This is a genomic window from Saccharopolyspora antimicrobica, from assembly GCF_003635025.1.
GTDB lineage: Bacteria > Actinomycetota > Actinomycetes > Mycobacteriales > Pseudonocardiaceae > Saccharopolyspora > Saccharopolyspora antimicrobica.
Genome location: NZ_RBXX01000002.1, coordinates 6,662,703 through 6,689,588, shown reverse-complemented (window position 1 = coordinate 6,689,588; position 26,886 = coordinate 6,662,703). Strand labels below are relative to the sequence as shown.

Annotated in this window: 27 protein-coding genes; 11 read left to right on the top strand and 16 right to left on the bottom strand. The window is 71.2% G+C overall.

Annotation, left to right across the window (positions count from 1 at the left end; all coding sequences use genetic code 11):
• Positions 1-126: 126 nt before the first annotated feature.
• Complete coding sequence (locus ATL45_RS31680) at positions 127-1,047, top strand: NADP-dependent oxidoreductase (protein WP_093146054.1); 921 nt, start codon at positions 127-129, stop codon at positions 1,045-1,047.
• A gap of 13 nt (positions 1,048-1,060) precedes the next feature.
• Entirely contained in the window at positions 1,061-1,507 is a 447-nt protein-coding gene (locus tag ATL45_RS31675) for a cupin domain-containing protein (RefSeq protein ID WP_093146055.1), read from the top strand.
• A gap of 22 nt (positions 1,508-1,529) precedes the next feature.
• Here the strand turns inward: ATL45_RS31675 and ATL45_RS31670 are convergent, their stop codons facing one another.
• Positions 1,530-2,132 carry a TetR/AcrR family transcriptional regulator gene (locus ATL45_RS31670; RefSeq protein WP_093146056.1) on the bottom strand — a complete coding sequence of 201 codons (603 nt, stop codon included), beginning with the start codon at positions 2,130-2,132 and terminating at the stop codon, positions 1,530-1,532.
• A 92-nt stretch (positions 2,133-2,224) separates the two neighbouring features.
• Between ATL45_RS31670 and ATL45_RS31665 the strand changes: the two genes are divergently transcribed.
• Positions 2,225-3,007, top strand: coding sequence for an MBL fold metallo-hydrolase (locus tag ATL45_RS31665; protein ID WP_093146057.1), 783 nt, complete (start codon positions 2,225-2,227; stop codon positions 3,005-3,007).
• A gap of 118 nt (positions 3,008-3,125) precedes the next feature.
• On the opposite strand, the gene ATL45_RS31660 is transcribed toward ATL45_RS31665, so the two are convergent.
• Together ATL45_RS31660 and ATL45_RS31655 are read right to left on the bottom strand one after the other, a co-directional pair.
• A complete protein-coding gene (locus ATL45_RS31660; protein WP_093146058.1) occupies positions 3,126-3,584 on the bottom strand; it encodes a dihydrofolate reductase in 459 nt (152 codons plus the stop codon).
• Positions 3,581-4,378: a thymidylate synthase gene (locus ATL45_RS31655; protein ID WP_093147237.1), complete on the bottom strand. Its 798-nt coding sequence runs from the start codon at positions 4,376-4,378 to the stop codon at positions 3,581-3,583. Before ATL45_RS31655 ends, ATL45_RS31660 begins: the two co-directional genes overlap by 4 nt.
• Positions 4,379-4,522: 144 nt before the next feature.
• Between ATL45_RS31655 and ATL45_RS31650 the strand changes: the two genes are divergently transcribed.
• On the top strand, positions 4,523-5,713 hold the full coding sequence (locus ATL45_RS31650; RefSeq protein WP_093146059.1) for a glycoside hydrolase family 5 protein: 1,191 nt from the start codon (positions 4,523-4,525) through the stop codon (positions 5,711-5,713).
• On the opposite strand, the gene ATL45_RS31645 is transcribed toward ATL45_RS31650, so the two are convergent.
• From ATL45_RS31645 to ATL45_RS31630, 4 genes are all read right to left on the bottom strand, one after another.
• The gene (locus tag ATL45_RS31645) at positions 5,694-6,146 is read right to left on the bottom strand and encodes an STAS domain-containing protein (RefSeq protein WP_093146060.1); all 453 of its coding nucleotides are present in this window, start codon (positions 6,144-6,146) and stop codon (positions 5,694-5,696) included. The genes ATL45_RS31650 and ATL45_RS31645 overlap by 20 nt on opposite strands.
• A gap of 264 nt (positions 6,147-6,410) precedes the next feature.
• Positions 6,411-8,795 (bottom strand): ATP-dependent Clp protease ATP-binding subunit, encoded by a 2,385-nt coding sequence (locus tag ATL45_RS31640; RefSeq protein ID WP_246025665.1) that lies wholly within the window; start codon positions 8,793-8,795, stop codon positions 6,411-6,413.
• Positions 8,796-8,968: 173 nt separating this feature from the next.
• A complete protein-coding gene (locus ATL45_RS31635) occupies positions 8,969-9,373 on the bottom strand; it encodes a hypothetical protein (RefSeq protein ID WP_093146062.1) in 405 nt (134 codons plus the stop codon).
• Positions 9,374-9,855: 482 nt separating this feature from the next.
• Positions 9,856-10,509 carry a phosphoribosyltransferase gene (locus ATL45_RS31630; protein ID WP_093146063.1) on the bottom strand — a complete coding sequence of 218 codons (654 nt, stop codon included), beginning with the start codon at positions 10,507-10,509 and terminating at the stop codon, positions 9,856-9,858.
• Between the two features lie 179 nt (positions 10,510-10,688).
• Here ATL45_RS31630 and ATL45_RS31625 point away from each other — a divergent pair, with 179 nt between their 5' ends.
• From ATL45_RS31625 to ATL45_RS31615, 3 genes are read left to right on the top strand one after another with little or no spacing between them, the layout of a single operon-like run.
• The gene (locus ATL45_RS31625; RefSeq protein WP_093146064.1) at positions 10,689-11,120 is read left to right on the top strand and encodes an SRPBCC domain-containing protein; all 432 of its coding nucleotides are present in this window, start codon (positions 10,689-10,691) and stop codon (positions 11,118-11,120) included.
• Complete coding sequence (locus ATL45_RS31620) at positions 11,110-11,463, top strand: ArsR/SmtB family transcription factor (RefSeq protein WP_093146065.1); 354 nt, start codon at positions 11,110-11,112, stop codon at positions 11,461-11,463. Before ATL45_RS31625 ends, ATL45_RS31620 begins: the two co-directional genes overlap by 11 nt.
• Positions 11,453-12,172: a DUF899 family protein gene (locus ATL45_RS31615; RefSeq protein WP_093146066.1), complete on the top strand. Its 720-nt coding sequence runs from the start codon at positions 11,453-11,455 to the stop codon at positions 12,170-12,172. Before ATL45_RS31620 ends, ATL45_RS31615 begins: the two co-directional genes overlap by 11 nt.
• On the opposite strand, the gene ATL45_RS31610 is transcribed toward ATL45_RS31615, so the two are convergent.
• Positions 12,173-13,921, bottom strand: coding sequence for an ABC-ATPase domain-containing protein (locus ATL45_RS31610; protein WP_093146067.1), 1,749 nt, complete (start codon positions 13,919-13,921; stop codon positions 12,173-12,175).
• Between the two features lie 224 nt (positions 13,922-14,145).
• Here ATL45_RS31610 and ATL45_RS31605 point away from each other — a divergent pair, with 224 nt between their 5' ends.
• Positions 14,146-15,006, top strand: a complete 861-nt coding sequence (locus ATL45_RS31605; RefSeq protein ID WP_246025664.1) for a lysozyme — start codon at positions 14,146-14,148, stop codon at positions 15,004-15,006.
• A 68-nt stretch (positions 15,007-15,074) separates the two neighbouring features.
• Here ATL45_RS31605 and ATL45_RS31600 read toward each other — a convergent pair whose 3' ends face one another.
• A complete protein-coding gene (locus ATL45_RS31600; RefSeq protein ID WP_246025663.1) occupies positions 15,075-16,220 on the bottom strand; it encodes an LCP family protein in 1,146 nt (381 codons plus the stop codon).
• A gap of 177 nt (positions 16,221-16,397) precedes the next feature.
• The gene (locus ATL45_RS31595) at positions 16,398-17,654 is read right to left on the bottom strand and encodes an aspartate aminotransferase family protein (RefSeq protein WP_093146069.1); all 1,257 of its coding nucleotides are present in this window, start codon (positions 17,652-17,654) and stop codon (positions 16,398-16,400) included.
• Between the two features lie 110 nt (positions 17,655-17,764).
• On the opposite strand from ATL45_RS31595, the gene ATL45_RS31590 reads away from it, so the two are divergent.
• Positions 17,765-19,246 (top strand): NAD-dependent succinate-semialdehyde dehydrogenase, encoded by a 1,482-nt coding sequence (locus tag ATL45_RS31590; protein WP_093146070.1) that lies wholly within the window; start codon positions 17,765-17,767, stop codon positions 19,244-19,246.
• A 131-nt stretch (positions 19,247-19,377) separates the two neighbouring features.
• Here the strand turns inward: ATL45_RS31590 and ATL45_RS31585 are convergent, their stop codons facing one another.
• The 4 genes from ATL45_RS31585 to ATL45_RS31570 form a co-directional block, all read right to left on the bottom strand.
• Positions 19,378-20,070 (bottom strand): GntR family transcriptional regulator, encoded by a 693-nt coding sequence (locus ATL45_RS31585; protein ID WP_093146071.1) that lies wholly within the window; start codon positions 20,068-20,070, stop codon positions 19,378-19,380.
• A 14-nt stretch (positions 20,071-20,084) separates the two neighbouring features.
• The gene (locus tag ATL45_RS31580; protein ID WP_500691066.1) at positions 20,085-20,834 is read right to left on the bottom strand and encodes a maleate cis-trans isomerase family protein; all 750 of its coding nucleotides are present in this window, start codon (positions 20,832-20,834) and stop codon (positions 20,085-20,087) included.
• Between the two features lie 141 nt (positions 20,835-20,975).
• Complete coding sequence (locus ATL45_RS31575; protein WP_093146073.1) at positions 20,976-21,734, bottom strand: maleate cis-trans isomerase family protein; 759 nt, start codon at positions 21,732-21,734, stop codon at positions 20,976-20,978.
• Between the two features lie 13 nt (positions 21,735-21,747).
• Positions 21,748-22,242 (bottom strand): DUF3830 family protein, encoded by a 495-nt coding sequence (locus tag ATL45_RS31570; protein ID WP_093146074.1) that lies wholly within the window; start codon positions 22,240-22,242, stop codon positions 21,748-21,750.
• 260 nt (positions 22,243-22,502) lie between these two features.
• On the opposite strand from ATL45_RS31570, the gene ATL45_RS31565 reads away from it, so the two are divergent.
• Together ATL45_RS31565 and ATL45_RS31560 are read left to right on the top strand one after the other, a co-directional pair.
• On the top strand, positions 22,503-23,480 hold the full coding sequence (locus tag ATL45_RS31565) for a D-2-hydroxyacid dehydrogenase (RefSeq protein WP_170210405.1): 978 nt from the start codon (positions 22,503-22,505) through the stop codon (positions 23,478-23,480).
• A gap of 1 nt (position 23,481) precedes the next feature.
• A complete protein-coding gene (locus ATL45_RS31560; protein WP_093146075.1) occupies positions 23,482-24,885 on the top strand; it encodes an amidase in 1,404 nt (467 codons plus the stop codon).
• 371 nt (positions 24,886-25,256) lie between these two features.
• On the opposite strand, the gene ATL45_RS31555 is transcribed toward ATL45_RS31560, so the two are convergent.
• Together ATL45_RS31555 and ATL45_RS31550 are read right to left on the bottom strand one after the other, a co-directional pair.
• The gene (locus tag ATL45_RS31555; RefSeq protein ID WP_093146076.1) at positions 25,257-25,520 is read right to left on the bottom strand and encodes a hypothetical protein; all 264 of its coding nucleotides are present in this window, start codon (positions 25,518-25,520) and stop codon (positions 25,257-25,259) included.
• Between the two features lie 301 nt (positions 25,521-25,821).
• Positions 25,822-26,823: a YeiH family protein gene (locus ATL45_RS31550; protein WP_281276053.1), complete on the bottom strand. Its 1,002-nt coding sequence runs from the start codon at positions 26,821-26,823 to the stop codon at positions 25,822-25,824.
• Between the last annotated feature and the right edge of the window lie 63 nt (positions 26,824-26,886).

The window sequence follows — 26,886 nt, the reverse complement described above, 5'->3', positions numbered from 1 at the left end:
GAGCACGGGCGATCGATCGGATGCGGGGCGTGGATCACCTGCTGCTGTCCTGATGACGAGCCACCATGAGCTCTGCGTGTGCGTGGTTGTGCGTTCGAAACGCTTCCTGCCCGGTAAGGACTTGTCATGCAGAGCATCACTGTGCGAGACCGTGACGCGGGTGCCGCTGGGCTGTCCCTGACGGACATGCCCTACCCGCATGCGGCCGAGAACGACGTCATCGTCCGGGTGCACGCCGCGGGCTTCACCCCTGGGGAACTGGACTGGCCCGGCACCTGGACCGACCGCGCCGGCCGTGACCGGACGCCGAGCGTGCCCGGGCACGAGCTCTCAGGTGTCGTTGCCGAGCTCGGGTACGGCACCACCGGTCTGAGCGTCGGCCAGCGGGTGTTCGGACTGACCGACTGGACCCGCAACGGCACCCTCGCCGAATACACCGCGGTGGAGGCCCGCAATCTGGCACCGCTGCCGGCCGACGTCGATCACGCGGTGGCCGCCGCGCTGCCGATTTCCGGGCTCACCGCCTGGCAAGGCCTGTTCGACCACGGCCGCCTGACCACCGGCCAGACCGTCCTGATCCACGGCGCCGCCGGCGGCGTCGGGTCGATCGCGGTGCAGCTCGCCCGCGAAGCCGGCGCTCGTGTCATCGGCACCGGCCGGACTCGCGACCGCAACCGGGTGCTCGCGCTGGGCGCCGGAGCCTTCCTCGACCTGCAGACCGAGGACCTGGCCGACGCCGGCGAGGTCGACGTCGTGTTCGACGTGATCGGCGGGGAGGTCCTCGAGCGTTCGGCCGCCCTGGTGCGTCCCGGTGGCACGCTCGTGACCATCGCCATGCCGCCCGAGGTCCGGCCCGTGGACGGGCGGGCCGTCTTCTTCGTCGTCGAACCCGACCGAGCCCGGCTCGCCGACCTCGCCGCGCGGTTGCGGGAGGGCCGGCTCAAGCCCTCCATCGGCGCCGTGCGGCCGCTGGCCGAAGCGCCGACCGCATTCGCCCCCGGCAAGCGCACCCAGGGAAAGACGATCATCCGCGTCACCGAAGGCTGAACAGGACATCCTCATGAACGGAATCCGCATCGCAGCAGGTCTCCTGGTCGTCGCCGCGCTGACCGGGGCCTGCGCCGCCCCGGAGCAGCCCGCCGAGGCCCCGATGGCCGCCACGCAGCCACCCACCGAGACCCTCACCCCCTTGCTCCAGCAGGCCCTTCCGAACGCGCCGGGAAAGACGTTCACCTCGTCGATCGTCGACTTCCCACCCGGGGCTCGCGCGACCCCGCACCGGCACGGCGAGGCTTTCGTCTACGCCTACGTCCTCGAAGGCACCCTGCGCAGCCAGCTCGACGACCAGCCCACGAGCACCTACCACCAGGGCCAGAACTGGGTCGAGCAGCCCGGCGCCCACCACGTCCTCACGGAGAACGCCAGCCGGACCGACCGGGCCAAGCTCCTGGTCGTCTTCGTCTCCAACACCGGAGACGCCCTCAAGGTCGACGACCCCCACCCGTGACCGTGCAGCGGTCAGTACGCGGTCAGCTCTGCTCCAGGGCTCGTTCGATCGCACGGCGAGCCCTGGCCGCAGCGGCCCGGTCGTGCTCGAGCTGCATGGCCGCGTTCAGCGCCAGCCCGGCGGCGACGATCTCGAACAGCGCCTGCTCGACGTCGAACCCCTCGGGCAGCTCGCCGCCTGCCACCGCGGCGGTCAGATCCGCCCGCAGCTGTTCCCGCCAGCGCGACCACACCTCGGCCACCGCGTCGCGGACCCGGCCGGGGCGGCTGTCGTACTCGGTGAGCGCCGCGGTCATCAGGCAGCCGCCGGGCAGCAGCGGCGTTTCCAGGTAGCTCACGGAGTTGTCGCACACCGCGCGCAGCCGCCGCAGGCCCGGTGGCTGCGCCAGCGCGGGTTCGACGACCCGGTGCCAGAAGTCCACGAAAGCCTTGTCCAGCGTGGAGATCTGCAGCGTCTCCTTGGTGCCGAAGTGCTTGTGCACTCCGGACTTGCTCATCTCCATCTCCTCGGCGAGCCGTCCGATGGTGATGCCGTCCAGTCCTTCCTCGGAGGCGATCTCGGCGGCTCTGCCGAGGATCCGGCCCCGGGTGGCCTGCGCCTCGGCGGCTGAGCGTCGCGGTGACATGCGACAAGAATAGCGTACGTGCGTTCGCTATTGATTTGGTGAACGAACGTACGCTAAATTCCGGTGCCGCCACCGACAGCGAGGAGCACGAGATGCGAATGCGACGACTGGGCTGGGCCGGACTGGAGATCGAATCACACGGCCGGCGGCTGGTGATCGACTACGCACGGGACCTCACACCGCTGTTCCCGCAGTGGAAGCCCGGCACGGCGCTGGCACCGCCGAGCGGGACCGTCACCGCCGCACTGGTCACCCACCTGCACCGGGACCACACCGACGCAGCCGCCCTCGCCGACGTGCTGGCACCGGGGGCACCGGTGCTGCGACCAGCACCCGGCCACGGCGATGAGGTGGACAACGTGACGACACTGCCCGCCGAGCGCGAGCTGGCCCTGCACCGGCTGGCCACCGAGGTCGTCGACGCCTGGTCCACCCGCGAGATCGGGCCGTTCCGCATCACCGCGGTGCCCGCCGTCGACGGGCTGGGCGACCCGCAGCTGAACTGGGTGGTGCAGGCCGGCGGGCAGCGGGTCTTCCACGGCGGCGACACGATGTTCCACGGCTACTGGTGGCGCATCGCGCGCCGGTTCAGCCCGTTCGACGCGGTGTTCCTGCCCGCCAACGGCGCGGTGGTCGACGCGCCGCACCTGCAGCCGCCGAGCCCGCTGCCCGCCGCGCTGGACCCGCACCAGGCCGCCGCGGCCGCGCAGATCCTCAACGCCCGGTACGCGGTGCCGATGCACTACGAGACCGAGCAACCGGACAAGGACACCGGCTACGTCGAGGTCACCGACCCGGAGGAGGAATTCCGCACCCACGCCGGAGAGCGCGCCCGCGTGCTGGCCGTCGGGGAATGGCTCGACCTGTCCGCATGAGGCGAGAACGCCGCCGCACCAACGCATTCAGGATGCTACCGAGGCATAGCCGTCTGATCGTCGGCAAGCGCTGCGAGACCCGGGGTAGCGATCTCGCGGCTGCTCGCGGTCGGCGTGATCAGCCCCAGGTCAGGAAGCGGTAGTGCAGACCGGTCTGCGACTGCTGCCAGGGCCCGACCGAGTCCGGTTCGCGGCCGACCTCCGGGGCGTAGGTGTCACCTTCGAAGCGTTCGCGGATCTCGGTGACCACGATGCGGTCGGCGATGGGCAGTGCCGCCCGGTAGACCGCCGCGCCGCCCATCACCCACACATCACCGCTGGCCGCGGCCAGCGCCCGGGAGAGGTCGGTGAAGGTCTCCGCGCCGTCCTGCGGGGTGCGGGAGAGCACGAGGTTGCGCCTGCCCGGCAGCGGCCGGAACCGCGGCGGCAGCGATTCCCACGTGCGGCGGCCCATGAGCACCGTCGCCCCGGAGGTCACCGACCGGAAGTGCTTGAGATCTTCGGGCAGGTGCCAGGGCATCGTGCCGTCGCGGCCGATGACCCCGTCGGCCGACTGCGCCCAGACGAGGCCGATCACACCGCCACCGGTGCCTTGATGCCGGGGTGCGGGTCGTAGCCGTCGATGGTGATGTGCTCGTAGGTGTAGTCGAACAGGCTCGGTGCCCGCTCGAGGCTCAGCACCGGGAACGGCCGCGCCTCGCGCGCCAGCTGCGTGCGGACCTGCTGCTCGTGGTTGTCGTAGATGTGGCAGTCACCGCCGGTCCAGATGAAGTCGCCGACGCCCAGGCCCACCTGCTCGGCGATCATGTGCGTCAGCAGCGCGTAGCTGGCGATGTTGAACGGCACGCCGAGGAACAGATCGGCGCTGCGCTGGTAGAGCTGGCAGGAGAGCTCGCCGTCGGCGACGTAGAACTGGAAGAACGCGTGGCAGGGCGGCAGCGCCATGCGCGGGATGTCGGCGACGTTCCAGGCCGAGACGATGATCCGCCGGGAGTCGGGGTTCTCGCGCAGTGTGCGCAGCACCTGCTCGATCTGGTCGATGTGCCCGCCGTCGGGGGTCGGCCAGGAGCGCCACTGCGCGCCGTAGACCGGGCCCAGGTCGCCGTCGGGCGCGGCCCACTCGTCCCAGATCGTGACGCCGTTGTCCTGCAGCCACCTGACGTTGGAGTCGCCGCGCAGGAACCACAGCAGCTCGTAGGCCACCGAGCGGAAGTGGACCTTCTTGGTGGTGATCAGCGGGAAGCCGTCGGCCAGCCGGTAGCGCAGCTGGTGGCCGAAGATCGACCGGGTGCCGGTGCCGGTGCGGTCGTCCTTGCGGGTTCCCGTGTCGAGCACGTGGCGGAGGAGGTCTTCGTACTGCGTGTCCGGCATGCCCACGAGCCTAGACGAGCGCGCTCCACCGCCCGGAGGGCCGTGGGTGGCCGGGGTTGTGCTGGTCACGTGGTTGCTCCGACCGACTCAACCATTCATGAATTATCTTCACATTCTGTGGTGGGTCCATTACCGTCGCCGTCCATGACCCTCCGGCGCTTGACCACCGCCCTGGCCGCGCTCGCCCTCACCCTGACCGCGACCACCACCGCCCACGCCGCCGACAACCCCCGTCCGCTGACCGACCTCGACGGCAATCCCCTCGTCCCCCACGGCTTCAACAACGGGCACAGCTCCAAGGACTCCCCCGACGCGATGCCCTGGACCACCCCCGCCGACATCGCCGCCGAAGCCGACAAGATCGGCTCCAACTCGGTGCGCCTGCTCATCTACTGGTCCAAAGTGGAACCCGAACCCGGCCGCTACGACGAGGCCTACCTCGATGAGGTCACCGAGCTCGTCGGCGCCTACGACCGCGCAGGCATGCACGTCGTGCTCGACATGCACCAGGACCTGTGGGGACCGGCGGTCACCGGCACCGGCCGCAACGGCGGCGCCCCCGCCTGGGCCTCCCACTTCGACGGCCTGCCCGCCAGCCTCCAGGACCCCTGGCCGCTGACCTACCTGCAGCCCGGCGTCATGCGCGCCTTCGACCACTTCTGGGGCACCACCGGCAAGCACCCCGAGCTCGCCGAGCACTTCACCGCCGCCTGGGCCCACGTCGCCCAGCGCTTCGCCGACGACGACCGCGTGCTGGGCTACGACCTGTTCAACGAGCCGTGGGGCGGCAGCGTCCCGTGGCCGTTCTTCGAAAAAGACCTCCTCGGCCCGCTCTACCAGCGCACCATCGACGCCATCCGCGAGGTCGACCCGACCCACTGGATCTTCGTCGAACCCCAGGCCTTCGGCGTCAACCAGGCCCTCATCGCCTCCTCGCTGCCCGAGCTCACCGACCCGCGCCCCGGACAGCCCCGCCTGGCCTACGCCCCGCACCTGTACCCGCTGCTGCTGGACACCGGCCAGGCCTACACCGGCGTGACCCGGGCCATCACCCAGGACACCATGCGCAAGTGGTTCGCCGACAACACCGCCACCGCACGGCGACTGGGCATGCCGATGGTCATCGGTGAATTCGGCCTGGACGCCACCCGGGAAGGCTCGCTGGACTACGTCGACGACGTGCTCGCCATGGCCGAACAGGCCGGCGTCGGCTGGTGGTACTGGTCCAACGACCCCGGCGGCTGGGGCCCCTACAACCCCGACGGCAGCTGGGCACCGCTGGCCGACCACCTGGCCGCGGGCACCCGCTGCGCACTCAGCTGCGCGCCTCGCTGACCGCCTCGGCGGCGCTGTCGCGGCAGGTGAACCGCTCTCGCAGGCCGGTGATCACCAACAACCGCAGCACCACCTCACCGGTGACCACCAGCAATCCCACGCCGCGGTGCTCGGCACGCCGCTGCACGTGCAGCAGCAGCTCCACCGCGGCGCTGCTGGCGAAGGTCACCGCCGAGAGGTCCAGCACCACCGTCTGCAGCGCCGCCGCGGTCAACCGCTGCCGCAGCAGCTCCGCCAGCCTCGGCACCGTGGCCACGTCGACCTCGCCGCCGATGCGCACCACCACGACGCCCGGCACAGGCCACTCCACAGCCAGCCGCAACGCCGCCGGGCAACAGTGCCCGACCGGCGGATCGCTCGGCGCCCGCGGCGCGACGATCGCGGGACCGCCGGTCCAGGCGACCTGACGCATACCGGATCTGGAGACGATCACGCTACCTCCCCCTGATTCGCGTATCGACGGTCCGACTTCGGCCACGGGCCCAGAACTCGTCGCTGCGCTTCACGCAAGAGGTGCGCCGTGGCGGCTGCTCAACCGCAACCCCCACCGTAAGAGCCACCGGCCAGCCCAACAAGGCTCACCACGTTCGTGTGACAACGGGGGTTGGAGTCACCACCACCAGCGACGCACAACCCCCACTCAAGGACACCCACACCCCGGACGCGGCACCGCCGCCGACTGCGCAGCGTGACGCACTCAGCCCAGCACGCTGTGCCGCTGAACAGGCTCGGAGACCACCTCGACCGGTTCGCTCGGCGCGGCGTGCCGCCCGCCCGAGACCGGCTCCCACAGCGTGGAGACCGTCAGCGACAGCTCCCCGTCCACCACGTCCACCGACACCTGATCGCCCGCCGACACCGAGGCGCCCAGCACCATCGACGCCAGCCGGTTGTCCAGCTCGCGCGCGATCACCCGACGCAGCGGCCGCGCCCCGAACTCCGGCTGGTACCCGCGCTCCACCAGCCAGTCCAGCCCGGCGTCGGAGACCGCCAGCCGCACCCCCTTGGCCGCCAGCTGCTCGGCGGTGCGCTCCAGCAGCAGCGAGGCGATGCGCCGCAACTGCACGCTGCCCAGCGGCCGGAACACCACCACGTCGTCGATGCGGTTGATGAACTCCGGGCGGAAGAACGTCCGCAGCTCCTCCAGCACCACCAGCGCCGACTCCGAGGCATCCGCCCCGGCGTCGATGATCCGGTCCGCGCCGATGTTGGAGGTCATGATCACCACGACGTTGCGGAAGTCCACCAGGCGGCCCTGCGAATCGGTCAGCCGGCCCGCGTCGAGCACCTGCAGCAGCGTGTTGAACACATCGGGGTGCGCCTTCTCCACCTCGTCGAGCAGCACCACCGAGTAGGGCTGGCGCCGCACCCGGTCGGTCAGCTGCCCGGCCTCGCCGTAACCGACGTATCCCGGCGGCGCGCCCACCAGCCGCGAGACCGTGTGCTTCTCCTGGAACTCCCCCATGTCCAGCCGCAGCAGCCGCTGCACATCGCCGAAGAGCGCCTGCGCCAGCGCCCGCGCCAGCTCCGTCTTGCCCACACCGGTTGGCCCCAGGAACAGGAAGCTGCCGATCGGCCGGTCCGGGTCGGCCAGCCCGGCCCGCGCCCGGCGCACCGCCTCGGCCACCGAGGCCACCGCCGCGTCCTGGCCGACCACGCGCGAGCGCAACTGCTCCTCCAGGCCCAGCAACCGCTCCACGTCGGCGGCGCTGACATCGGCCACCGGGATACCGGTGCGCGAGGCCACCACGTCGGCCACGTCGTCGGCCACCACCGTCGGCTCGAACACCGCCGACTCCCGCACCTCACCGCCGCGCCGCAACCGCACCCGCGAGCACGCCTGGTCCAGCAGATCCACCGCCTTGTCCGGCAGGAACCGGTCGGCGATGTAGCGCTGCGAGAGCTCCGCGGCCGCCGACAGCGCCGAGGCGTCGATGCGCACCCGGTGGTGCCGCTGGTACCGCTCCCGCAGCCCTTCCAGCACCACGATCGTGTCGGCCACCGACGGCTCGTCGACCATGATCGGCGCGAACCGGCGCTCCAGCGCCGGGTCCTTCTCCACGTGCTTGCGGTACTCCTCGACCGTGGTGGCCCCGATCAGCCGCAGCTCACCGCGCGCCAGCGCCGGTTTGAGCATGGTTCCGGCGTCCATCGAGCCCTCACCGGCACCGGCGCCGACGATGCTGTGCAGCTCGTCGATGAACACCAGCACGCTGTCGCGGTTGGCGCGGATCTCGGCCATCACGTCCCGGAACCGCTGCTCGAACTCACCGCGGTACTTCGCCCCGGCCACCATCCCGGCCAGGTCCAGCGAGATCACCCGCACGTCGGCCAGCGACCACGGCACCGCTCCCTCGACGATCCGCCGGGCCAGGCCCTCCACGATCGCCGTCTTGCCCACTCCCGGATCCCCCACGAACACCGGGTTGTTCTTCGACCGGCGGCCCAGCACCTCGATCGCCTGCTCGATCTCGGTGTCGCGGCCCACCACCGGATCCAGCCGGCCGGCCCGGGCCAGCTCGGTGAGGTCCAACCCGAACTCGTCCAGCCGCGGCGTCACGCTCAGCACCGACCCAGCCCCACCCCGATCACCCAACTCGATCGCCCGCGCCAACGCCCGGCCCGCCACCGAATCCGCGTCCGCGGCCAGCCCCAGCACCACGTGCCGCGCCCCGACCACATCAGCACCCTCGCCCAGCGCCTGCTGGTAAGCGCCCAGCAGCGCACGTCGCGCCGCCGGGGACAGCACCGGCCGGCCCGCGCCCGACAACTCCTGCCCGCCCACCGCCGAGCGCACCGCGGCGGCCAGGTCCTCCACCCGGACTCCGGAGGACACCAGCAGCTCAGCGGTCGCCGGGACCTGCGTCACCGCCCACAGCAGGTGCGCGCTGTCCAGCTCGCGGCTGCCCCAGTCCACAGTGGCCCGGACCGCCTTCGACACCACCTCGTGCGCCTGCTCGTCGAGCAACGAGCCCAACGTGAACGAGCCCTCCGCGGCCGTCGCACCGGCCGACCCGGCGAACACCTCGCTGAACAGCGAATCGAAGGCGGCAGAGGAATCTCCGACACTGCCGCGAACCACAGGGGCCACCTCCACACCCACACGCACCAGCCCCGCCCGCGCACCCCCGGCACCGGAGGGCGGCGGACCAGCACAACCCGATCACCGCAGCCGCGATGCAAGCACCAACATACTGAGCAGCCCGGCCACGCCGAGCACGACCACCCCGCTGCGCCGCGCCGGCGCGGGAGGGCTCAGCTCGCCCGCTTCTGCGCCTGCTCGATCGCCTCGGCCAACCGGGTCAGCTCCTTGCCGATGTGCGAGAGCCGCTCGGCCATCACGCTCGCGTGCCCCGACAGCGGGCCGACGTGCCCGGCCGCCCGCAACCACTCGGTCACCCCGCCCACCCCGGCGGACATGCCCTCCACGGTCAGCGAGAACCCGCGCATGACCTTCTCGATCTCCGGCACGTTGTGCGGTACCGAGGGGTCCCGCAGCCGCTCGCCCAGCGCCACCGTCGCCTCGCCCACCTGCCAGGCGACCTCGGCCGAGTACCCCTGCTCGCCGGATTCCTCACCCCGTCTCGTACCCGACCGCCGAGGTGGTGTGTGCCTGCCCGCCTGCGATGGCGTGCTCTCGGAATGTCCAGCGGAAGTCATAGCGACCCAATCAACCCGAAACCGATGCCCAACTCCACCCCGACGCGCCCGAAGCCCCCCGACCGGTGGCCGCTGACCACCCGATCCCCAAGTCCTCCGCGACGCAGGAGCAGGTGCAGCTGAGGTTATCGCGTCCGGGCCCGGGTTGGTGCGACCTGATCCGCAGGATTTGTTTCGGTCCGCACTGAAACATGAGAAGCAATCAAAACCAGTGTTCTCCGCTGCGCACCCACCATGCGCCGACCAGCGCAAGATCGTTCCCGCTCCCTCCGGAACCCTCCCGCGGCGCCGTCTCGGGAGACGTTCCTCCCGGACATCCTCCGGCGAGTCGGGCTTCGCGGCGGCGCCGGGTGATCACAGCATCAGGCTTCTCCCCTGCCCTGTTCGTGATGCTGCCTGCGGAGCAGGTGATTTCGGCCTGCACTGAACCAATAGATGAAAGTGATTCAAGTTGGCAGGGGCTCGTGCGGACCGGCGGGCGATCAGCCGGACTCGGCGAGGATGTCGTGGATCTCCTGGTCGGTGGTGGCCCGGAAATCGCGGTACCACTGCCCCACCGCGGCGAAGCCGACCGGCTGCAGCACGCAGAGCACCACGTCGGCCTCCTCGCGCAGCGCGGCCACCGCGTCCGGCGAGCCCACCGGCACCGCGAGCACGATGCTGCGCGGCCCGGACTCGCGCAGCATCCGCACCGCGGCCCGGGCGGTGGCCCCGGTGGCCAGACCGTCGTCGACGAGCACCACGTCGCGGCCTGCCAGCGACAGCGGCTCACCGCGCTGGAACAGCCGCTCCCGGCGCCGGGCTTCGGCGCGTTCGCGCTCGCAGGCGGCCTGCAGCGTGCGTTCGTCGAGGTGGAAGGAACGCACCAGGTGCGGGTCGTAGCTGGCCGGGCCCTCGGCGGTGACCGCCCCGACGGCCAGTTCCGGCTGGCTCGGCGCACCGATCTTGCGCGCCACGCACACCCGCAGCGGCGCCTCCAGTGCCCGCGCGACCTCGGCGGCGACCGGCACTCCCCCGCGGGCCAGGCCGAGCACGACGGGATCGTTGAGGTCCAGTCCGCTCATCCGCCGGGCCAGCACCCGGCCTGCGTGCTTGCGGTCGGTGTAACCGGTGGTGGTCCGGTCCGGGACAGCCATGCCAGGCGCCTCCCGTCCGCCCGCGCCTGGGGCGCGGCAGCAATCGGGCGAATCCGCTCACTTCGATGATGCGCGCCGAGGACCCCGGGCAAAACCCCGGCGCGGCCCCGAACGCTTGTAGCAACCAATCGATTGCGATACAGTGGCAACTGACTGGTTGCTACTTAGTGGAGTTCGCCATGGGTTTTCCCGACCGCATCGAACGGACCGTGCAGCTCGACCGGGCGCCGGAGGAGGTGTGGGCGGCGCTGACCACCGCCGAAGGACTCAGCTCCTGGTTCGGCGACGAAGCCGGCATCGAGCTGCACCCGGGCGGCCGAGGACACCTGATCTGGCACGGCGGGCCCACCACCCACCTGCGCGTGGAGCGGGTCGAGGAACCCTCGGTGTTCGGCTTCACCTGGCAGATCCCCGAGCTGCCCAGCGAGGACCCGCGCCGCACCTACGTCGAGTTCACCCTCGAACCGGTCGGCGCGGGAACCCGGCTGACCGTGGTCGAGACCGGCTTCGCGCAGCTGCCCGAGGAGCACTACCGCGAGATCTACGACAGCCACACCGAGGGCTGGTCACGCGAACTCGGCGAGCTGACCGAGCACCTCGATGCGGCCTGACGCCGAGGCGATCGCCGAACAGGTCTTCACCGCCCTGGCCGACCCCAGCAGGCGCGCCATCCTCGCCGAGCTGGCCTCCTCGGGACCGGCCACCGCAACGGACCTGGCCGGCCGGCTGCCGATCACCCGGCAGGCGATCGCCAAGCACCTCACCCTGCTCGCCGAGGCCGGGCTGGTCGCCGCCGAGCACGGGGAGCGGCGCCGGGTCCGCTACCGGCTGCAGTCCGGCCCGATGCAGATCGCGCAGCAGTTCCTGGCCGCGCTCGCCCGCGACTGGGACAGCTCGCTCAGCGCGTTGAAGCACCACCTGGAACGGAACGAAGGAGACGACGATGAACGCTGACCCCACCACCGACCCCGCGCTGCCCGAAGTGGTCGACCGCGCCACCTGGCTGGCCGAAGTGGAGGCACTGCGGGTCCGGGAGAAGGCGCACACCCGCGCGGGCGATGCGATCGCCGCGGCCCGCCGCCGGCTGCCGATGGTCGAGGTCGACGCGGCCACCCCGCTGACCGGACCTGAGGGGCCCACCACGCTGCTGGCCGCGTTCGAGGGCCGCGGGCAGCTGATCGCCTACTTCCACATGTGGCACGACGGGCGCAGCGCCGCCGAGCAGTGCGAGGGCTGCACCTACTTCAACAGCCAGGTCCGGGAGCTGTCCTACCTCCACGCCCGCGACGTCACCTACGCGACGCTGTGCCAGGGCCCGTACGAGGACAGCGTCGCCTACCGCGATTTCATGGGCTGGGAGGTGCCCTGGTACTCGGCGCGGGAGTCCATGGACCTCCTGCGCGCCGGGCGCACCGCCCCATTCCTGCTGGTGTGCTACCTGCGCCGCGAGCAGCGGGTGTTCGAGACCTACTGGACCACCGGGCGGGGTGTGGAAATCATGGCACCTTCGTGCGGGCTGCTGGACATCACCACGTACGGCAGGCAGGAGGCGTGGGAGGACTCGCCGCCGGGCTGGCCGACCAGCGACGGGAGCATGCGCACCGACGGCAGGCCGACTGCCCAGTGGTCCCGGCTGCGGGCCTGCCAGTGCAACGAGCGCTGATCAGCTCCGGAACCCGGAGATCCGCAGGACGCGCAGCCGGTTGAGGGCCGCGGCCAGGTCCAGTGGCCTCGGCACCGCGAAGTCGCCGACGTGGCGGTCGTCGACCGCGGCGATCCCGCGCTCGGCGACGTCGGCGGCGAAGGCCTCGAGCACTTCGGCCACCGTCCTGCTGTCGTCGAGGACGCCGCGGCGGGCGCAGCTGACCAGCGCCAGGCCGATGCCGGTGACCTGCGCGGGATCGACCAGCTGCTCCACCCCGCGCAGCTCCACAGTGGACTCCCCCAGGGTGAGGGCGTCCACGCCGCGGGCGCGCACCTTGGGCCGGTCGGTGGGGATGGAGCGCGGATCGACCACGCGGTGGCGCACCGGCGGGAAGGTGTCGGCCTCGGAGCGGCGGCCGGTGGGCTGGGCGGCCAGTTGCCGGGCGCGGGCGGTGACGTCGTGGGCGTGGTAGTCCTCGAGCATCACCACCTGGTCGGCGACGTCCATGTAGTCCCCGGAGCCGCCCATCACCAGCACTGTGGACACCTCGTGCGCGGCGCGCAGCGGACGGATGAGGTCCACGAACGGGGTCAGCGGTTCGGCGGTCTTGGCCACCAGCGCCTGCATCCGGGCGTCCCTGATCATCAGGTTGGTGGCTGCGGTGTCCTCGTCGACCAGCAGCACCTTGGCACCTGCTTCCACCGCTTCCACGATCGCCGCGGCCTGCGAGGTCGAGCCGGAGGCGTTGTCGGTGGAGAAGTCGGCGGTGTCGGCGCCGGTGGGCAGGTGGCTGACGAACGGGCTGACGTCGACCCGGTGCACCCGCCTGCCGTCCTCGGCGCGGATCTTGACCGTGTCGGCGCGGCAGACCACCAGCTCCCGGCCATCGCCGGGCACGTGGTCGTAGACGCCGAACTCCAGCGCGCGCAGCAGTGTCGACTTGCCGTGGAACCCGCCGCCGACGATCAGCGTGATGCCCTCGGGCACGCCCATCCCGCTCACCCGGCCGCGGTTGGGCAGCTCGACGCTCACCCGCATCGACTCCGGTGAGGAGAAGGGCACGCCACCGGGCAGGGGGCGTTCGTCGACGCCGCTGCGCCGCGGCAGCATCGCACCGTCGGCGACGAAGGCGATGAGCCCGAGACCGGGCAGCTGACGGCGCAGCGCATCGGTGTCCTCCACCGACGCCACGAACTCCCGCACCCGGGCCTGCTCGGCGGTGGCCCAGCGCAGCGCCGTCTCCACGACCTCCGGCAGCTCGTCGCACAGCGCCCGTTCGGCCTGGCGCCCGTCGATGGTGCGGCCGCGGCCCGGCAGGTCGATGCCCAGCCGCAGCACCACCTCGCCGCCGTCGACCTGGCAGGCCGAGCGGTCCAGGACCTGCTGGCCGCCGGCGTCGACGCGCAGCCTGCTGTCCCCGAGATGGCGGTGCGCGGCCCGCACGAGGTAGCCGGCCAGCGCCCGGGCCCGCACCGGTGACCGCCACAGCTGCTCGGGGAAGGCGGCCACCTCGTCGGTGACGCGGACTTCGCAGCGGCTGGCCGGGGCGAAGGGATCGGGTTGCACGCGCTGGACCTGCAGGGTGAACCCGGCGAAGCGCCACTGGCCGCGCAGCGACTTGTAGCGGCCGTAGCTGGCGCCGTGCATGGCGCGCAGTTCCTGCCGCAGCGCCTGCTCGTCACCGCGCGGACCGCCGGTGGGCTCGCGATCGTCCGGTCGCCGCCGGTATCCGTGCCGCCCTGCGCGGCCACCCGCTCGTTGTGCCATGCCCGAGACCTACCCGATGCGGCCGGGATTCTCCAATCGCGGAGATCTGCGTCACCGGCGCACCACTGTGGACTGGCCGTACCGGGCGAATCGGCGCGTCGGTGCCCGGCGGTGTCCGGGGTGCCGGGTTATTCTCCGATCGCCAGAAGATCCTCATTCCCCGCCGGGCAACTGCCCCGGCTCCGCTCGGCGACGGATTCCGCGTCGGTGAGGAGGCGAGCTCAGTGCGACGTTCGTTCAACGACAACCACCGGCGTTCCCGGTCCGGTCGCCGTCCACGTAGGACGGCCGGGCTGCTGGCCGCGCTGGTCGCGGCGGCCACTGTGGTCACCGGTGCCGCCCATGCCGAAACAACCAGCCCCCGCAGCGCACCGCTGCTCGACCCGCAGGACCCCCACGGGGCCTGGGCCGGCTACAGCCTGCCGACCAACCGCAGCGGCCAGCCGCCGCAGGTGCCCGCCGGTGTGGTGTCCGGAATGGACGTCAGCGGCCACCAGGGCAATGTGGACTGGGCGCGGGCCTGGGCCGACGGGGCACGTTTCGCCTACGTCAAGGCCACCGAGGGATCGGGGTTCCGCAACACCAGCTTCGCCCAGCAGTACGACGGGTCGCACGCGGTGGGCATGGTCCGCGGCGCCTACCACTTCGGGCTGCCCGACCGCTCCAGCGGCGCTCAGCAGGCGCACTTCTTCGTCGACAGCGGTGGCGGCTGGCACCGGGACGGCCGGACGCTGCCGGGGGCGCTGGACATCGAGTACAACCCCTACGGCGATGGCTGCTACGGGCTGGACCCGGCCGCGATGTCGCGGTGGATCGCCGATTTCTCCAACACCTACCACGCCCGCACCGGTCGTTTCCCGGCCATCTACACCACCACCGACTGGTGGAACCGCTGCACCGGCGCCAATCCCGACTTCGCGGCGAACAACCCGCTGTGGATCGCCCGCTACGCCCCGCAGATCGGTGAGCTGCCCGCGGGCTGGGACTACCAGAGCATCTGGCAGCACGGTGATCAGGGGCCGCTGCCGGGCGGGCAGGACAGCTTCAACGGCAACACCAAGCAGTTGCGGCGCTTCGCGTCCTGATCGTCCCTCCCAACGGCGATGTGGGCCGCTCCCGGTGCTCTCCGGGGGCGGCCCACATCGTGTCCGGCTCACTTCTCCAGCAGGTCCGGTGGGATCGGCCGGTCGTTGGCGATCGCGTCGAACATCCGGGAGGCGCCGTCGGAGTCCCAGACGATGACCGAGCCGCCGTTGGCGTCGCGGCCGAAGCGGCCGAAGGGCACGCTGGTGGTCACCCCGTTGCCGCCGCTGATGTCGCCCAGCGCCAGCGCCAGCGACGCCAGGTGCCACAGGTGGTCGCCGTCGTCGACCAGGAACGTCTTGCTCGCGCCCGAGGCCAGCGGGAACAGCCGGAACGGGTTGAACAGGGTGGTCGGGCTGGTGGCCTGCTTGACCAGGGCGCCCAGCAGCTTGCGCTGGTTCTCGGCGCGTTCGAGGTCACCGCCGGCCAGCGAGTAGCGGGCCCGCACGAAGCCCAGCGCGCTGGGCCCGTCCAGCGTCTGGCAGCCCTGCGGCAGGTCGATGTTGGCCATCTCGTCCTTCATCGGCTTGTCCAGGCACATCTCGACCCCGCCGACGGCGTCGACGAGGTCGGCGAACCCGCCGAAGCCGATCTCGGCGTAGTGGTCGATGTGCACGCCGGTGGCCTGCTCGACGGTCTGGGCCAGCAGCTGGGGGCCGCCGAAGGAGAAGGCCGAGTTGAGCTTGGTCTTGCCGTGGCGGGGGATGGGGACGTAGGAGTCGCGGGGCAGGCTGATCATGGCCGGCTGCCCGCCGCCGCTGGGGATGTGCACCAGCATCATGCTGTCGGTGCGGCGCCCGCCGGCGTCACCGGCGGAGAGCTCCTCGCGGCGGGCGTCGTCGAGGCCTTCGCGGCTGTCGGAACCGACCAGCAGCCAGTTGGTGCCCGAGGAGTCCGGGGCCGGGCCTTCGAAGTCCAGGGCCGCGGTGCGCTGCAGGGTGCTGTCGAAGTAGATCACCAGGCCGCCCAGCAGCACCAGCAGCACCAGTGCGGTGATGCCGATGCGCCGTCCCCAGCGCTTCTTGCGGCGCGGCCTGCGGGGTGGCGGCTGGTGTTCGTCCACCGGCGGGCGGTGGCCGCCGCGCGGCGGCGGCGGGCGACGCCCGGGTGGGGGCGGCGGGCCGTCCGGGCCGCGGGCGCCGCGGTAGTAGTCGTAGCCGCCACCTTGGGGCCGGCGGCCTCTCGGCTGTCGACCAGCCGACCAGTCGTCGCTCATGCTCACACCTGCGTGGGTTCAAATGCGGGTGCGTCCCGCACGCGTCGATCGTTGGCGTGCAGCATTCCAGACGACCGGGCCGGGGACAGCCCCTGCTATCGAACGGTGACCGGGTGCGTTCGTTTCGGCTGGTGGTGGGCGCGAGGCCCAGATCACACCCACCACCGGTGCCGCTGGTCAGCCGGTGACGGCCGCCCCGACGGCCTCCTCCCACAGCCGGAGGGCTTCGTCGATCTGGTCGCCGGTGACGATCAGCGGCGGGATCATGCGCACCACGTTGCCGTGCGGGCCGCAGGTCAGCAGCAGCAGGCCGCGCTCGGCGGCAGCGGCGTGGGCGCGGGCCGCCGTCGCCGCGTCCGGTGTGCCGTCAGCGGCGGTGAACTCGTTGGCCACCATCAGGCCGAGACCGCGGACCTCGCCGATGAGCGGCTGGCCGGCGGCGATGGCGCGCAGTCCGTCACGCAGCCGCTGGCCCTGCTCGGCGGCGTTGTCGACCAGCTTCTCATCGCGCACCACGTCCAGGGTGGCGATCGCGGCGGCGGCGGCCACCGCGTTGCCGCCGTAGGTGCCGCCCTGCGAGCCCGGCCAGGCCTGGCTCATCAGCGCATCCGGCGCGGCGATGGCGGAGATCGGGAAGCCGCTGGCCAGGCCCTTGGCCGTGATCAGGATGTCCGGGCGGATGCCGGCGTGGTCGTGGCCCCAGAACCGGCCGGTGCGGCCGACACCGGTCTGCACCTCGTCGACGATGAGCAGGATCCCGTGCCGGTCGGCGCGCTCGCGCAAGCCGGTGAGGAACTCCGGTGGTGCGGGCAGGTAGCCGCCCTCGCCGAGGACCGGTTCGACGATGATCGCCGCGGTGTCGCGCGGGGCGCTGGTGGTGACCAGGAGCTGGTCGAACTCGGCCAGCGCGAAGCGGACGGCCTCGGCTTCGCTGCAGCGGTGCCGGTAGGGCTCGGGGAACGGGGTGAACACCACGCCGGGCATCATCGGGCCGATCCCGGCGCGCACCTTGGTGCCGGAGGTGGTCAGCGCGCCGGCGCCCATGGTGCGGCCGTGGAAGCCGCCCTGCAGGGCCACGATGTTCTGCCTGCCGGTGGCCTGCCGCGCCAGCCGCACCGCGGCCTCGACGGCTTCGCTGCCGGAGTTGACGTAGAACAGCCGGTCCAGGCCTTCGGGCAGCACTTCGCCGAGCCGCTCGGTCAGCTCGAGCAGCGGCCGGTGCATGACTGTCGTGTACTGGCCGTGGATCAGGGTGGCGACCTGGCGCTGGGCGGCTTCGACCACGCGCGGGTGGCAGTGGCCGGTGCTGGTCACACCGATGCCGGCGGTGAAGTCCAGGTACCTCCGGTCCTGCTCGTCGTAGAGGTAGATCCCTTCGCCGCGGGCGGCCAGGACCGGCGTGGCCTGCTTGAGTGCCGGCGAGAGCTCAGCCATGATCGTCTCCAAGCGTTGTGAAAATGTAGGATTGTCGACAATCTCGCGTGTCATGCAACCATCACAGAGCGTCGCTGTCCACCGTCCGAGCCGGAAGGGTTTCGCCTGTCATGACAATTTCAGTCCACCAGCACCCCCGAGAGGCCACCGTCGTCGACGCCGCACCCAAGCAGCTGTTCATCGGCGGCGCGTGGCGCCCGGCCACCGACGAGCGCAGCTACGAGGTGGAGGACCCCTCGACCGGCCGGGCGCTGTGCTCGGTGGCCGACGCCTCCCCCGCCGACGGCCTGGCCGCGCTGGCCGCCGCTTCCCAGGCGCAGGAGAGCTGGGCCAAGCACCCGCCCCGCGAGCGCGGCGAGATCCTGCGCCGCGCCTACGAGCTGATCATGTCCCGGCACGAGGACCTGGCGCTGCTGATGACCCTGGAGATGGGCAAGCCGCTGACCGAGTCGCGCGCCGAGATCACCTACGCCGCGGAGTTCTTCCGCTGGTTCGCCGAGGAGGCGGTGCGCATCGGCGGTGACTACGCGGTGGCGCCCAACGGTTCCGGGCGGTTCCTGGTGATGCGCCAGCCGGTGGGTCCGGCGCTGCTGATCACCCCGTGGAACTTCCCGATGGCGATGGGCACCCGCAAGATCGGCCCGGCCATCGCCGCGGGCTGCACCTCGGTGATCAAACCGGCCCACCAGACGCCGCTGTCGATGCTGGCGCTGGCCGGGATCCTGCAGGAGGCCGGACTGCCCGACGGGGTGCTCAACGTGGTCACCTCCCGCAGCGCGGGCCGGCTGATGGAGCCGATGATCCGCGACGGCCGGGCCCGCAAGCTGTCGTTCACCGGGTCCACCGCGGTGGGCCGCAAGCTCATCGAGCAGTCCGCCGAGCAGGTGCTGCGGGTGTCGATGGAGCTGGGTGGCAACGCGCCGTTCCTGGTCTTCCCCGACGCCGATCTCGACGCCGCGGTCGAAGGCGCGATGCTGGCCAAGATGCGCAACGGCGGTGAGGCGTGCACCGCGGCCAACCGGTTCTACGTGCACACCGAGGTCGCCGGTGAGTTCTCCCAGCGGCTGGCCGAGCGGATGTCCGGGCTGCGGGTGGGCCGCGGCGTCAGCGACGAGGTGCAGGTGGGGCCGCTGATCGACGACACCCAGTTGGGCAAGGTGCGCGATCTGGTGGCCGATGCGGTGCAGCAGGGCGCCGAGGTCGTCACCGGCGGTTCGGCCGAGGACGGCGACGGCTACTTCTACCGGCCCACGGTGCTGTCCGGGGTGCCGCTTCAGGCGCGGATGAGCCGGGAGGAGATCTTCGGGCCGGTCGCGCCGATCACCACCTTCACCGACGAGCAGGCGGTCATCGCCCAGGCCAACGACACCGAGTACGGGCTGGTCAGCTACCTCTACACCCGTGATCTGCAGCGCGCCCTGCGGGTGTCGGAGGCGCTGGAGTGCGGCATGGTCGGCCTCAACCAGGGCATCGTGTCCAACCCGGCGGCGCCCTTCGGCGGGGTCAAGCACTCCGGGCTGGGCCGGGAAGGCGGCAAGGTCGGCATCGAGGAGTTCCTGGAGACCAAGTACATCGCCGTCGGAGGCCTGTGACGTTCACCAGCGCGGCCTCAGCGTCTCCCACGAGGAAACGCTGAGGCCGCGTGAGTCCGCCGGTGAGCAGCAACCCGCGCTGAAAAAGGGAGGCCCTCCAGCGCAGGAGGGCCTCCCGACCGTGCTGTTGATCAGCTGGCCATGGAGCCGTTGAGACGCTCCAGCGCATCGGTCATGTGGGCCTGCAGGCGGGCGAGCAGCAGTTCCTCGTCGCCCGCCTCGATCGCATCGACCAGGCCCTTGTGCTCGTCGACCAGCGCCTGGACGTCGGCGTGGTACTTGTCCTGCAGGGCCGTCAGGCACATCCGCTTCTCCACCAGCAGGGTCTGCGCCATGCGCTGCAGCCGGGCGCTGCCGGAGACCCGCACCAGGGTTTCGTGGAACTCCTGGTCGGCGTCGGCCAGTTCTATCGGGTCGCCCTTGCCCGCGGCGGCGACCATCCGGCTCTGCGCGGCGGTCAGCTCCGCCACCGCCTCCACCCGGTGGTGGCGCACGATCTGCTCGCACGCGGCGCGCTCGACGGCCAGCCGCGCCAGGTAGATGTCCTGGACGTCCTCGGTGTCGAGGTCCATCACGAACAACCCGCGGTGCGGCTCGCTGCGCAGCAGCCCTTCGGCGACCAGCCGCTGCATCGCCTCCCGCAGCGGTCCCCGGCTCACGCCCAGCCGGGCGGCCAGCTCGGCCTCACCGAGCTGGCTGCCCGGCGGCAGCGATCCGTACATGATCGCCGCGCGCAGCTGGTCGGCCACGATCGCGGCGGTCGACTTGCGCTGCACCGGCTCTAACTCACCCGGCTGCTGGTTCTGCTCGTCGGTCCCGAGCACCTGACACCATCTCCTCAATCCGGGGAGCCACTGAGCTCCCCGCCTGTTCCAGTGCGGAACAGCTCTCCCAATCCGTAGCGCGCCTGCTGCGCACCGGCCAGCCGCAACGCCTCCCAGGCGCTGACCTGGTTGGCTGTGAGCACCGGTTTGCCCAGCTGCTCCTCCAGCTCCTCCAGCCACGCCGCGGTGTGCAGCGCGGTGTCCGGCATCAGCAGCGCATCGGCCCGGTCGTCGTCGTTGGCCGCGGCGAAGGCCAGCACCTCCTCGCGTCCGAGGGTGCCGACCTCGGCGGCGGTGATGATGCCCCGGCTGGACAACCGCACCACCTCCAGCCCGTCGGCCTGCAGGAACGCCACGAACTCCGCGGCCACGTCGGCCGGGTAGGTCGCGGCCACCGCGACCCGCCGCAGGCCCAGCCGCGCCGCGGCGTGCACGAACGCGAAGGAGGTGCTGGAGGTCGGCAGGCCGGTGACGGCCTGCAGCTTCTCCACCTGCTCCCGCGCACCCTGCCTGCCGAAGACGAAGCTGCCCGAGGTGCACGCCCAGATCACCGACTGCACGCCGTGGTCCAGCAGCTCGCGGGCACCGTCTGCCAGCACCTGCTCGGAGCCGATGTCCAGCAGCGCGTCGACGCGGTGGGCGTCCTCGCGCATGAGGGTGTGCACCAGCGGCAGGCGGACGTCGTCGCCGAGCAGGCGTTGCAGGGTCGGGTAGTCGTCTTCGGCGCTGTAGCCGGGGTAGAGAATTCCTGCGGTGTGCGGCACCGGGTGCTCCATCCTCGATCGGCGTCGGACTGCCACCGCCGCGAACCTTCAGGCGACCGGTCGATTGTTGACAATGTTATCGCACGGTCCGCGGCGGTCTGTGTTCGTAATCGGATCTTGTGCTTTTCGAAGCCGGGCCCGTTACGCGGCGGGCGCGTCCAGGGCCTGCAGCAACTGCTGCTGGGAAGCCACCGCCTGCAGCCCCATCGAGCGCAGCGCCGCCCAGAGGGTGACCTGGTTGGCGGTCAGCACCGGCTTGCCCAGCTCCTGCTCCAGCGGGCCGATGATGTCGTAGGTGGGCAGGTTGGTGCAGCTGACGAACATCGCATCGGCCTCCGGGCGGTCGGCCGAGCGCACGATGTCCACCACCTGCCGGTAGTCGACCTTCCAGATCTGGCCGAGCAACCCCAGCCCGACGCTGGCCACCACCTCGATGCCGTACTCGTCGAGGAAGTCGCGCAGCCGGTCGGTCACGGCCGCCACGTACGGCGTGGCCACCGAGATCCGGTCGATGCCCAGCAGCTGCAGCGCCTGCACCAGCGCACCCGAGGCGGTCACCGCGGCCGGGGCGCCGGCCTGCAGCATCACCTCGACCAGCCGGCGCTCGCCGGTGGCACCGTTGACGAAGCTGCCGGAGGTGCAGGCGTAGGCCACCACCTCCGGCTCGGGCACCAGCAGGTCGCGGGTCGCCCCGTGCACCGCCGCCTCGTCGGAGACCAGGTTGGCCTGCTCGACGGTCACCGGCACCGGCACGAACGCGGTGCGCGTGAGGTACAGCGACACCTCCGCCGGCGCCCACCGCCACAGCTCGCGGTCCAGCGCCAGGTCGAACGGGGCGATCACGCCCACGCCGCGCTGCGGCGGCGGGCCGGGCACCGCCCCGAGGAAGTCAGGCGGCATGACGGCGCCCCCGTCAACTCTCGTAGCGGTCGTAGCGCAGGGTTTCGCCGACGCTGCCCGAGCGCCACACGTCGTGGCAGGCCTCGGCCATCCGGTCCAGACCCTCGACGATGGTGGCGTAGACGTTGCCCGGCACCCAGCCGACATCACCGTTGAGCAGCAGGTTGTTGCGGCCGTAGAAGATCGCCAGGTCGATCACGCCGGGCAGCGCGTCGATGCCCTTCTCCTCCTTGAAGGCGCGGTCGAGCATGCCGCCGGGGAAGGAGAAGTAGACGACGTCGCCGGGGATCGGGGTGACGGTCGGGTTCTCCTGGCCGGGTTCGTCCGCCGCGAAGCGCGGCACCATCGTGTAGATCTCGTTGCGGGCGTACTTGGCGTGGTGCACCGGCCCGACCTGCGGCAGCGCTTGCCACACCGCCTCGCAGGTCCGGGGGGCGTCCTTGTCCAGCAGCTCGGCCACGCAGGACACACCGCGCTTTTCCAGCGTGATCGACAGGTACCTCGGCATCGGGATCTCCCGTTCACAAGGAGTGGGGACGTTGACTCATCTCCTCCGGTCCCGCGCGCCCCGGGAGCCGGGCGGGAATCACCTCGTCCGTCGAGGGTACCCGTGGATTGTTGACAATCCTACGAGCGCTTCCTAGCGTGTCAATGCCTCCGGCCGAGTGTGTTTTCCCAGGCCTGCGGCGGGAAATCCAGCTCCGTCGCGCCACGCCCGCGACGCGGCGCAACCACCACCCGGACCCACCAGCACCTAAGGTCGGCCACATGATCAACCGCACTCCCACCGTCGTGCTCCTGCACGACGGCAACCCGCCCACGGAGCTGGAGCGCATCGGGGCCAGCGCCGAACTCCGCTACGCCCAGGCCCACGAGCTGCCCGCCGCGGTGCCGGGCGCGGACGTGCTGCTGGTCTGGGCCTTCCGCTCCGAGGCGATCGCCGACGCCTGGCCGCACGCCGACGCCCTGCGGTGGGTGCACGCCTGCAGCGCCGGGGTGGACCGGCTGCTGTTCCCCGCCCTGCGCGATTCCGAGGTCGTGCTGACCAACTCCCGCGGCGTCTTCGACGGCCCCATGGCCGAATACGTCCTGGGCACCGTGCTCACCTTCGCCAAGGACATGCACACCACGCTGCGGCTGCAGGACCGCAAGCAGTGGCAGCACCGCGTCACCGAACGCATCGCGGGCAAATCCGCGCTGGTCGTGGGCACCGGACCGATCGGGCGCGCCATCGCCGGGCAGCTCACCGCCGCCGGCCTGCGCGTCTCCGGCGCCGGCCGCACCGGGCGCTCCGGCGATCCCGACTTCGGCGACGTGCACGCCTCCGCCGACCTCCCCCACGTCATCGGCGCCTTCGACTACGTGGTCCTGGCCGCGCCGCTGACCGAGCAGACCAAGGGCCTCATCGACGCCGACGTCCTCGCCCGCTGCCGCCCCACCGCCCGCCTGATCAACGTCGGCCGCGGCGAACTCATCGTCGAACCCGACCTCATCGCCGCACTGCGCGCCGGACAGCTGGCCGGAGCCGCGCTCGACGTCTTCGACACCGAGCCGCTGCCCGCCGAATCACCGCTGTGGGAGATGCCGAACGTGCTGGTCTCCCCGCACATGTCCGGCGACACCGCGGGCTGGGTCGACGAACTCGTCGACCTGTTCCTCACCAACCTGCGCGCCTACGCCGAAGGCGCGCCGCTGACAAACGTCGTGGACAAGCAGCGGGGATACATCAGCGGAACGGAGAACTGACTTGGCCGACACCCAGCCCGCCGACCTCACGGCTCCCGAACTGCTCGCCGCCTACGCAAGCGGCGAGCTGTCCCCGGTGGAGGCCACCGAGGCCGTCCTGCAGCGCATCACCGAAGCCGACCCGGCCGTCAACGCCTACTGCCTGGTCGACGGCGAACGCGCGCTGCAGCAGGCCCGCGCCTCCGAACAGCGCTGGCAGCGCGGCGAACCCGAGGGACGACTGGACGGCGTGCCGACCTCCATCAAGGACATCTTCCTCACCAAGGACTGGCCGACGCTGCGCGGCTCGCGCACCATCGACCCGCACCAGCGCTGGGACGCCGACGCCCCCACCGTGGCCCGCCTGCGGGAGCACAACGCGGTGTTCGTCGGCAAGACCACCACCCCGGAACTGGCGTGGAAGGGCGTCACCGACAGCCCGCTGACCGGCATCACCCGCAACCCGTGGGACCCCGCCCGCACCGCGGGCGGCTCCAGCGGCGGTGCGGCCGCGGCGGTAGCACTGGGCATGGCGCCGCTGGCCATCGGCACCGACGGCGGCGGCTCCGTGCGGATCCCCGCCTCCTTCTGCGGCATCGTCGCGCTCAAAGCCACCTACGGCCGCATCCCCCACTACCCCGCCAGCCCCTACGGCACGCTCGCCCACGCCGGGCCGATGAGCACCACCGTCACCGAGACCGCGCTGCTGCTCGACGTGCTCTCCGGGCCCGACGTCCGCGACTGGTCCGCACTGGAACCACCCACCACGTCCTTTGTGGACAGCCTGGGTGCGGGGGTGCGCGGGCTGCGCATCGCGGTCAGCCTCGACCTCGGATTCGGCACCGAGGTGCACCCGGAGGTCGCCCGCGCCGTCACCGAAGCCGCGCGGACCTTCGAAGAACTCGGCGCGGCGGTGGAGCACACCGACCCGCCGGGCATCAGCGATCCCGTCACCGACTTCCACGTCCTGTGGTTCTCCGGCGCCGCCAAATCCGTCGAGCACCTCACCACCGAACAACGCGAACTGCTCGACCCCGGACTGCACGAGATCTGCCGGCAGGGCCTGACCTACTCCGCCCAGGACTACCTGGAAGCCACCAACACCCGCATGATCCTCGGCCAGCGCATGGGTGCCTTCCACCAGACCTACGACCTCCTGCTGACCCCGACGGTGCCTATCCCCCCGTTCGAAGCGGGCCACGAAGTACCGCCGGGATCGGCCGACGAGCGCTGGACCAGCTGGACGCCGCTGACCTACCCGTTCAACATGACCCAGCAACCGGCCGCCAGCATCCCCTGCGGGCACACCACCGAAGGCCTGCCCATCGGCCTGCAGATCATCGGCCCCCGCCACGCCGACGCCACCGTCCTCCGAGCCGCCCACGCCTTCGAACAGGCCCGCCCCTGGACCCGCGTTCCCCGCTGAGCAATGACGAAATCCCGCCCTCTGAATTGCCGTGAATTCAAGAGGGCGGCCACCGGACACGACGAATGGCCACCATCCGCCGGCGCGAACCGGAAAGAATGCTTTCCCAGTTCCGGCCGGATGGTGGCGCGGTGCACAAAGATCCGCCTCGGTCAACAGCGGACGTCAATTCAGGTGCGTCCCCTGCAGGTGGAATGGAAATGGCGGTTCAGATTGCCAACCCGCTCATTCCCGTGGACCCTCGCGGCCGGTTCCGCGGCACGACGAGCTGCCGCGGAGCGGTTCTCGCGAGGACAGAGCGTGCCGACCGGGCACGAAGCCGGTCGGCACGCTGCTCGGGGTGGCGCTTAAAGCCGATCCCCGGATCCGGGTCAGTTGCCGGCGAAGGACGAAGCGTCGCCGCCCTGGCCCAGGCCACCGGAGCCCGCGGAGGCGTTGCCGCCGTCACCGCTGGACAGAGCGCTGATGCCGCTGGCGAGGTTCACACCGAGACCACCGTTGCCGCCGGCACCGTGGCCGCCGTAGGCATTGGAGGACGCGTTGTCGCCGTGGCCGCCGGCGAAGGCGGGCGAGCCGATGGCCAGCGCGGCGGCGCAAGCAGCGGTGACACCGATAAGGCGAAGCGTAGTGCGCATTTGCTTGAACTCCCATCCATGTTCTGAACGTCACCGTGTCGGCAGCCGTCCCGGTGTCCCGGGAACTTGGGGGGGTGCGCCGACCGGCAAGTCCTACGTTGCATTAATGCAACGCAGCCTGCTTTCGCTGGCACACCAACGAGAATCACGACCACTCGCCCGAGCGATCGCGCGACCCATCGGGGTACTTTCCGCAGAACAAGGTGAAACGCGCTCAAAATTCTTTCACGCACCCGGCCGGAAACCCTGAACAACAATGGAATATTTATTCAGAACGGTTTCCGCAACGACCTGAACCTGCTCAAGGCATCAGCAGCATCGTGGTAATTCCGAGAGCGGTGACCAAGATCGTCGAACCGGCACCCAGCGCGAAGGCCTTGGGACCGTTGCGCAGCAGCGCCTTGATCCGGACGCTGAAACCGAGAGCGAACAACGCACCCGCCAGCAGCAACGTCGTCAGGTGCTTGGTCACATCCAGGACCGCCTCCGGCAGCACACCGCTGCTGCGCAGCGCCACCGCCAGCAGGAAACCCAGGACGAACAGCGGCATGATCGGCGGGCGCCGACCCGCACCAGCACTGCGGCGGCGCTCCAACAGGCTCACCACCGCCACCATCGGCGCCAGCAGCACCACCCGGCTGAGCTTGACCACCACCGCGATCGCCACCGCCGCCGCACCCGCCGGCGAGGCCGCCGCGACCACCTGAGCCACCTCGTGCACGCTGCCCCCGGCGATCCTGCCCGCATCCTCAGCCGACAAGCCCCACGCCGAGAACAACACCGGCAAACCCAGCATCGACACCGTGCCGAACACCGTCACCATCGCCACGCTCGTGGCCACGTCCTCATCATCGCGCTCCACCACGCCCTCCACCGCCGCCACCGCCGAGGCCCCGCAGATCGAAAAACCCGTCGCCACCAGCAACGACAAACCCCGCGACACACCCAGCACCCGGCCCAGCAGCACCGTGCCGGCGAACGTCAGCACCACGACCAGCAGCACCGCACCCACCGTGCCCGCACCCAGCCCCAGCACCTGCCCCACCGACAACTGCAAGCCCAGCAGCACCACACCGGCGCGCAACAACTTCCTCGCCGACCACGCCACACCAGCACGCGCCGCCACCGGAAAACCCGGCACATTGCCCGCCGCGACGCCCAGCACCACGGCCACCGTCAACGCACTCACCGCAGGCACCAGACCCGCGACCGCCATCGACACCACGACCGCCGCCACCGTCACCGCCAGCCCCGGCCACAACGCCGCCAAACCCGCCCGTGCACCGCTCACCGTCTTCGCCACGACACCAGGTTCGCCGCCACCAGCGCCCCGCAGTAGCCACCAACCGAACAGGACGTCATAACC

Coding starts and splice junctions, on each gene's coding strand:
- ATL45_RS31665 (WP_093146057.1), top strand. CDS start 2,225: ATGCGAATGCGACGACTGGGCTGGGCCGGACTGGAGATCGAATCACAC.
- ATL45_RS31680 (WP_093146054.1), top strand. CDS start 127: ATGCAGAGCATCACTGTGCGAGACCGTGACGCGGGTGCCGCTGGGCTG.
- ATL45_RS31625 (WP_093146064.1), top strand. CDS start 10,689: ATGGGTTTTCCCGACCGCATCGAACGGACCGTGCAGCTCGACCGGGCG.
- ATL45_RS31675 (WP_093146055.1), top strand. CDS start 1,061: ATGAACGGAATCCGCATCGCAGCAGGTCTCCTGGTCGTCGCCGCGCTG.
- ATL45_RS31565 (WP_170210405.1), top strand. CDS start 22,503: ATGATCAACCGCACTCCCACCGTCGTGCTCCTGCACGACGGCAACCCG.
- ATL45_RS31570 (WP_093146074.1), bottom strand. CDS start 22,242: ATGCCGAGGTACCTGTCGATCACGCTGGAAAAGCGCGGTGTGTCCTGC.
- ATL45_RS31555 (WP_093146076.1), bottom strand. CDS start 25,520: ATGCGCACTACGCTTCGCCTTATCGGTGTCACCGCTGCTTGCGCCGCC.
- ATL45_RS31635 (WP_093146062.1), bottom strand. CDS start 9,373: ATGACTTCCGCTGGACATTCCGAGAGCACGCCATCGCAGGCGGGCAGG.
- ATL45_RS31600 (WP_246025663.1), bottom strand. CDS start 16,220: ATGAGCGACGACTGGTCGGCTGGTCGACAGCCGAGAGGCCGCCGGCCC.
- ATL45_RS31590 (WP_093146070.1), top strand. CDS start 17,765: ATGACAATTTCAGTCCACCAGCACCCCCGAGAGGCCACCGTCGTCGAC.
- ATL45_RS31615 (WP_093146066.1), top strand. CDS start 11,453: ATGAACGCTGACCCCACCACCGACCCCGCGCTGCCCGAAGTGGTCGAC.
- ATL45_RS31650 (WP_093146059.1), top strand. CDS start 4,523: ATGACCCTCCGGCGCTTGACCACCGCCCTGGCCGCGCTCGCCCTCACC.
- ATL45_RS31620 (WP_093146065.1), top strand. CDS start 11,110: ATGCGGCCTGACGCCGAGGCGATCGCCGAACAGGTCTTCACCGCCCTG.
- ATL45_RS31630 (WP_093146063.1), bottom strand. CDS start 10,509: ATGGCTGTCCCGGACCGGACCACCACCGGTTACACCGACCGCAAGCAC.
- ATL45_RS31575 (WP_093146073.1), bottom strand. CDS start 21,734: ATGCCGCCTGACTTCCTCGGGGCGGTGCCCGGCCCGCCGCCGCAGCGC.
- ATL45_RS31595 (WP_093146069.1), bottom strand. CDS start 17,654: ATGGCTGAGCTCTCGCCGGCACTCAAGCAGGCCACGCCGGTCCTGGCC.
- ATL45_RS31655 (WP_093147237.1), bottom strand. CDS start 4,378: ATGCCGGACACGCAGTACGAAGACCTCCTCCGCCACGTGCTCGACACG.
- ATL45_RS31670 (WP_093146056.1), bottom strand. CDS start 2,132: ATGTCACCGCGACGCTCAGCCGCCGAGGCGCAGGCCACCCGGGGCCGG.
- ATL45_RS31610 (WP_093146067.1), bottom strand. CDS start 13,921: ATGGCACAACGAGCGGGTGGCCGCGCAGGGCGGCACGGATACCGGCGG.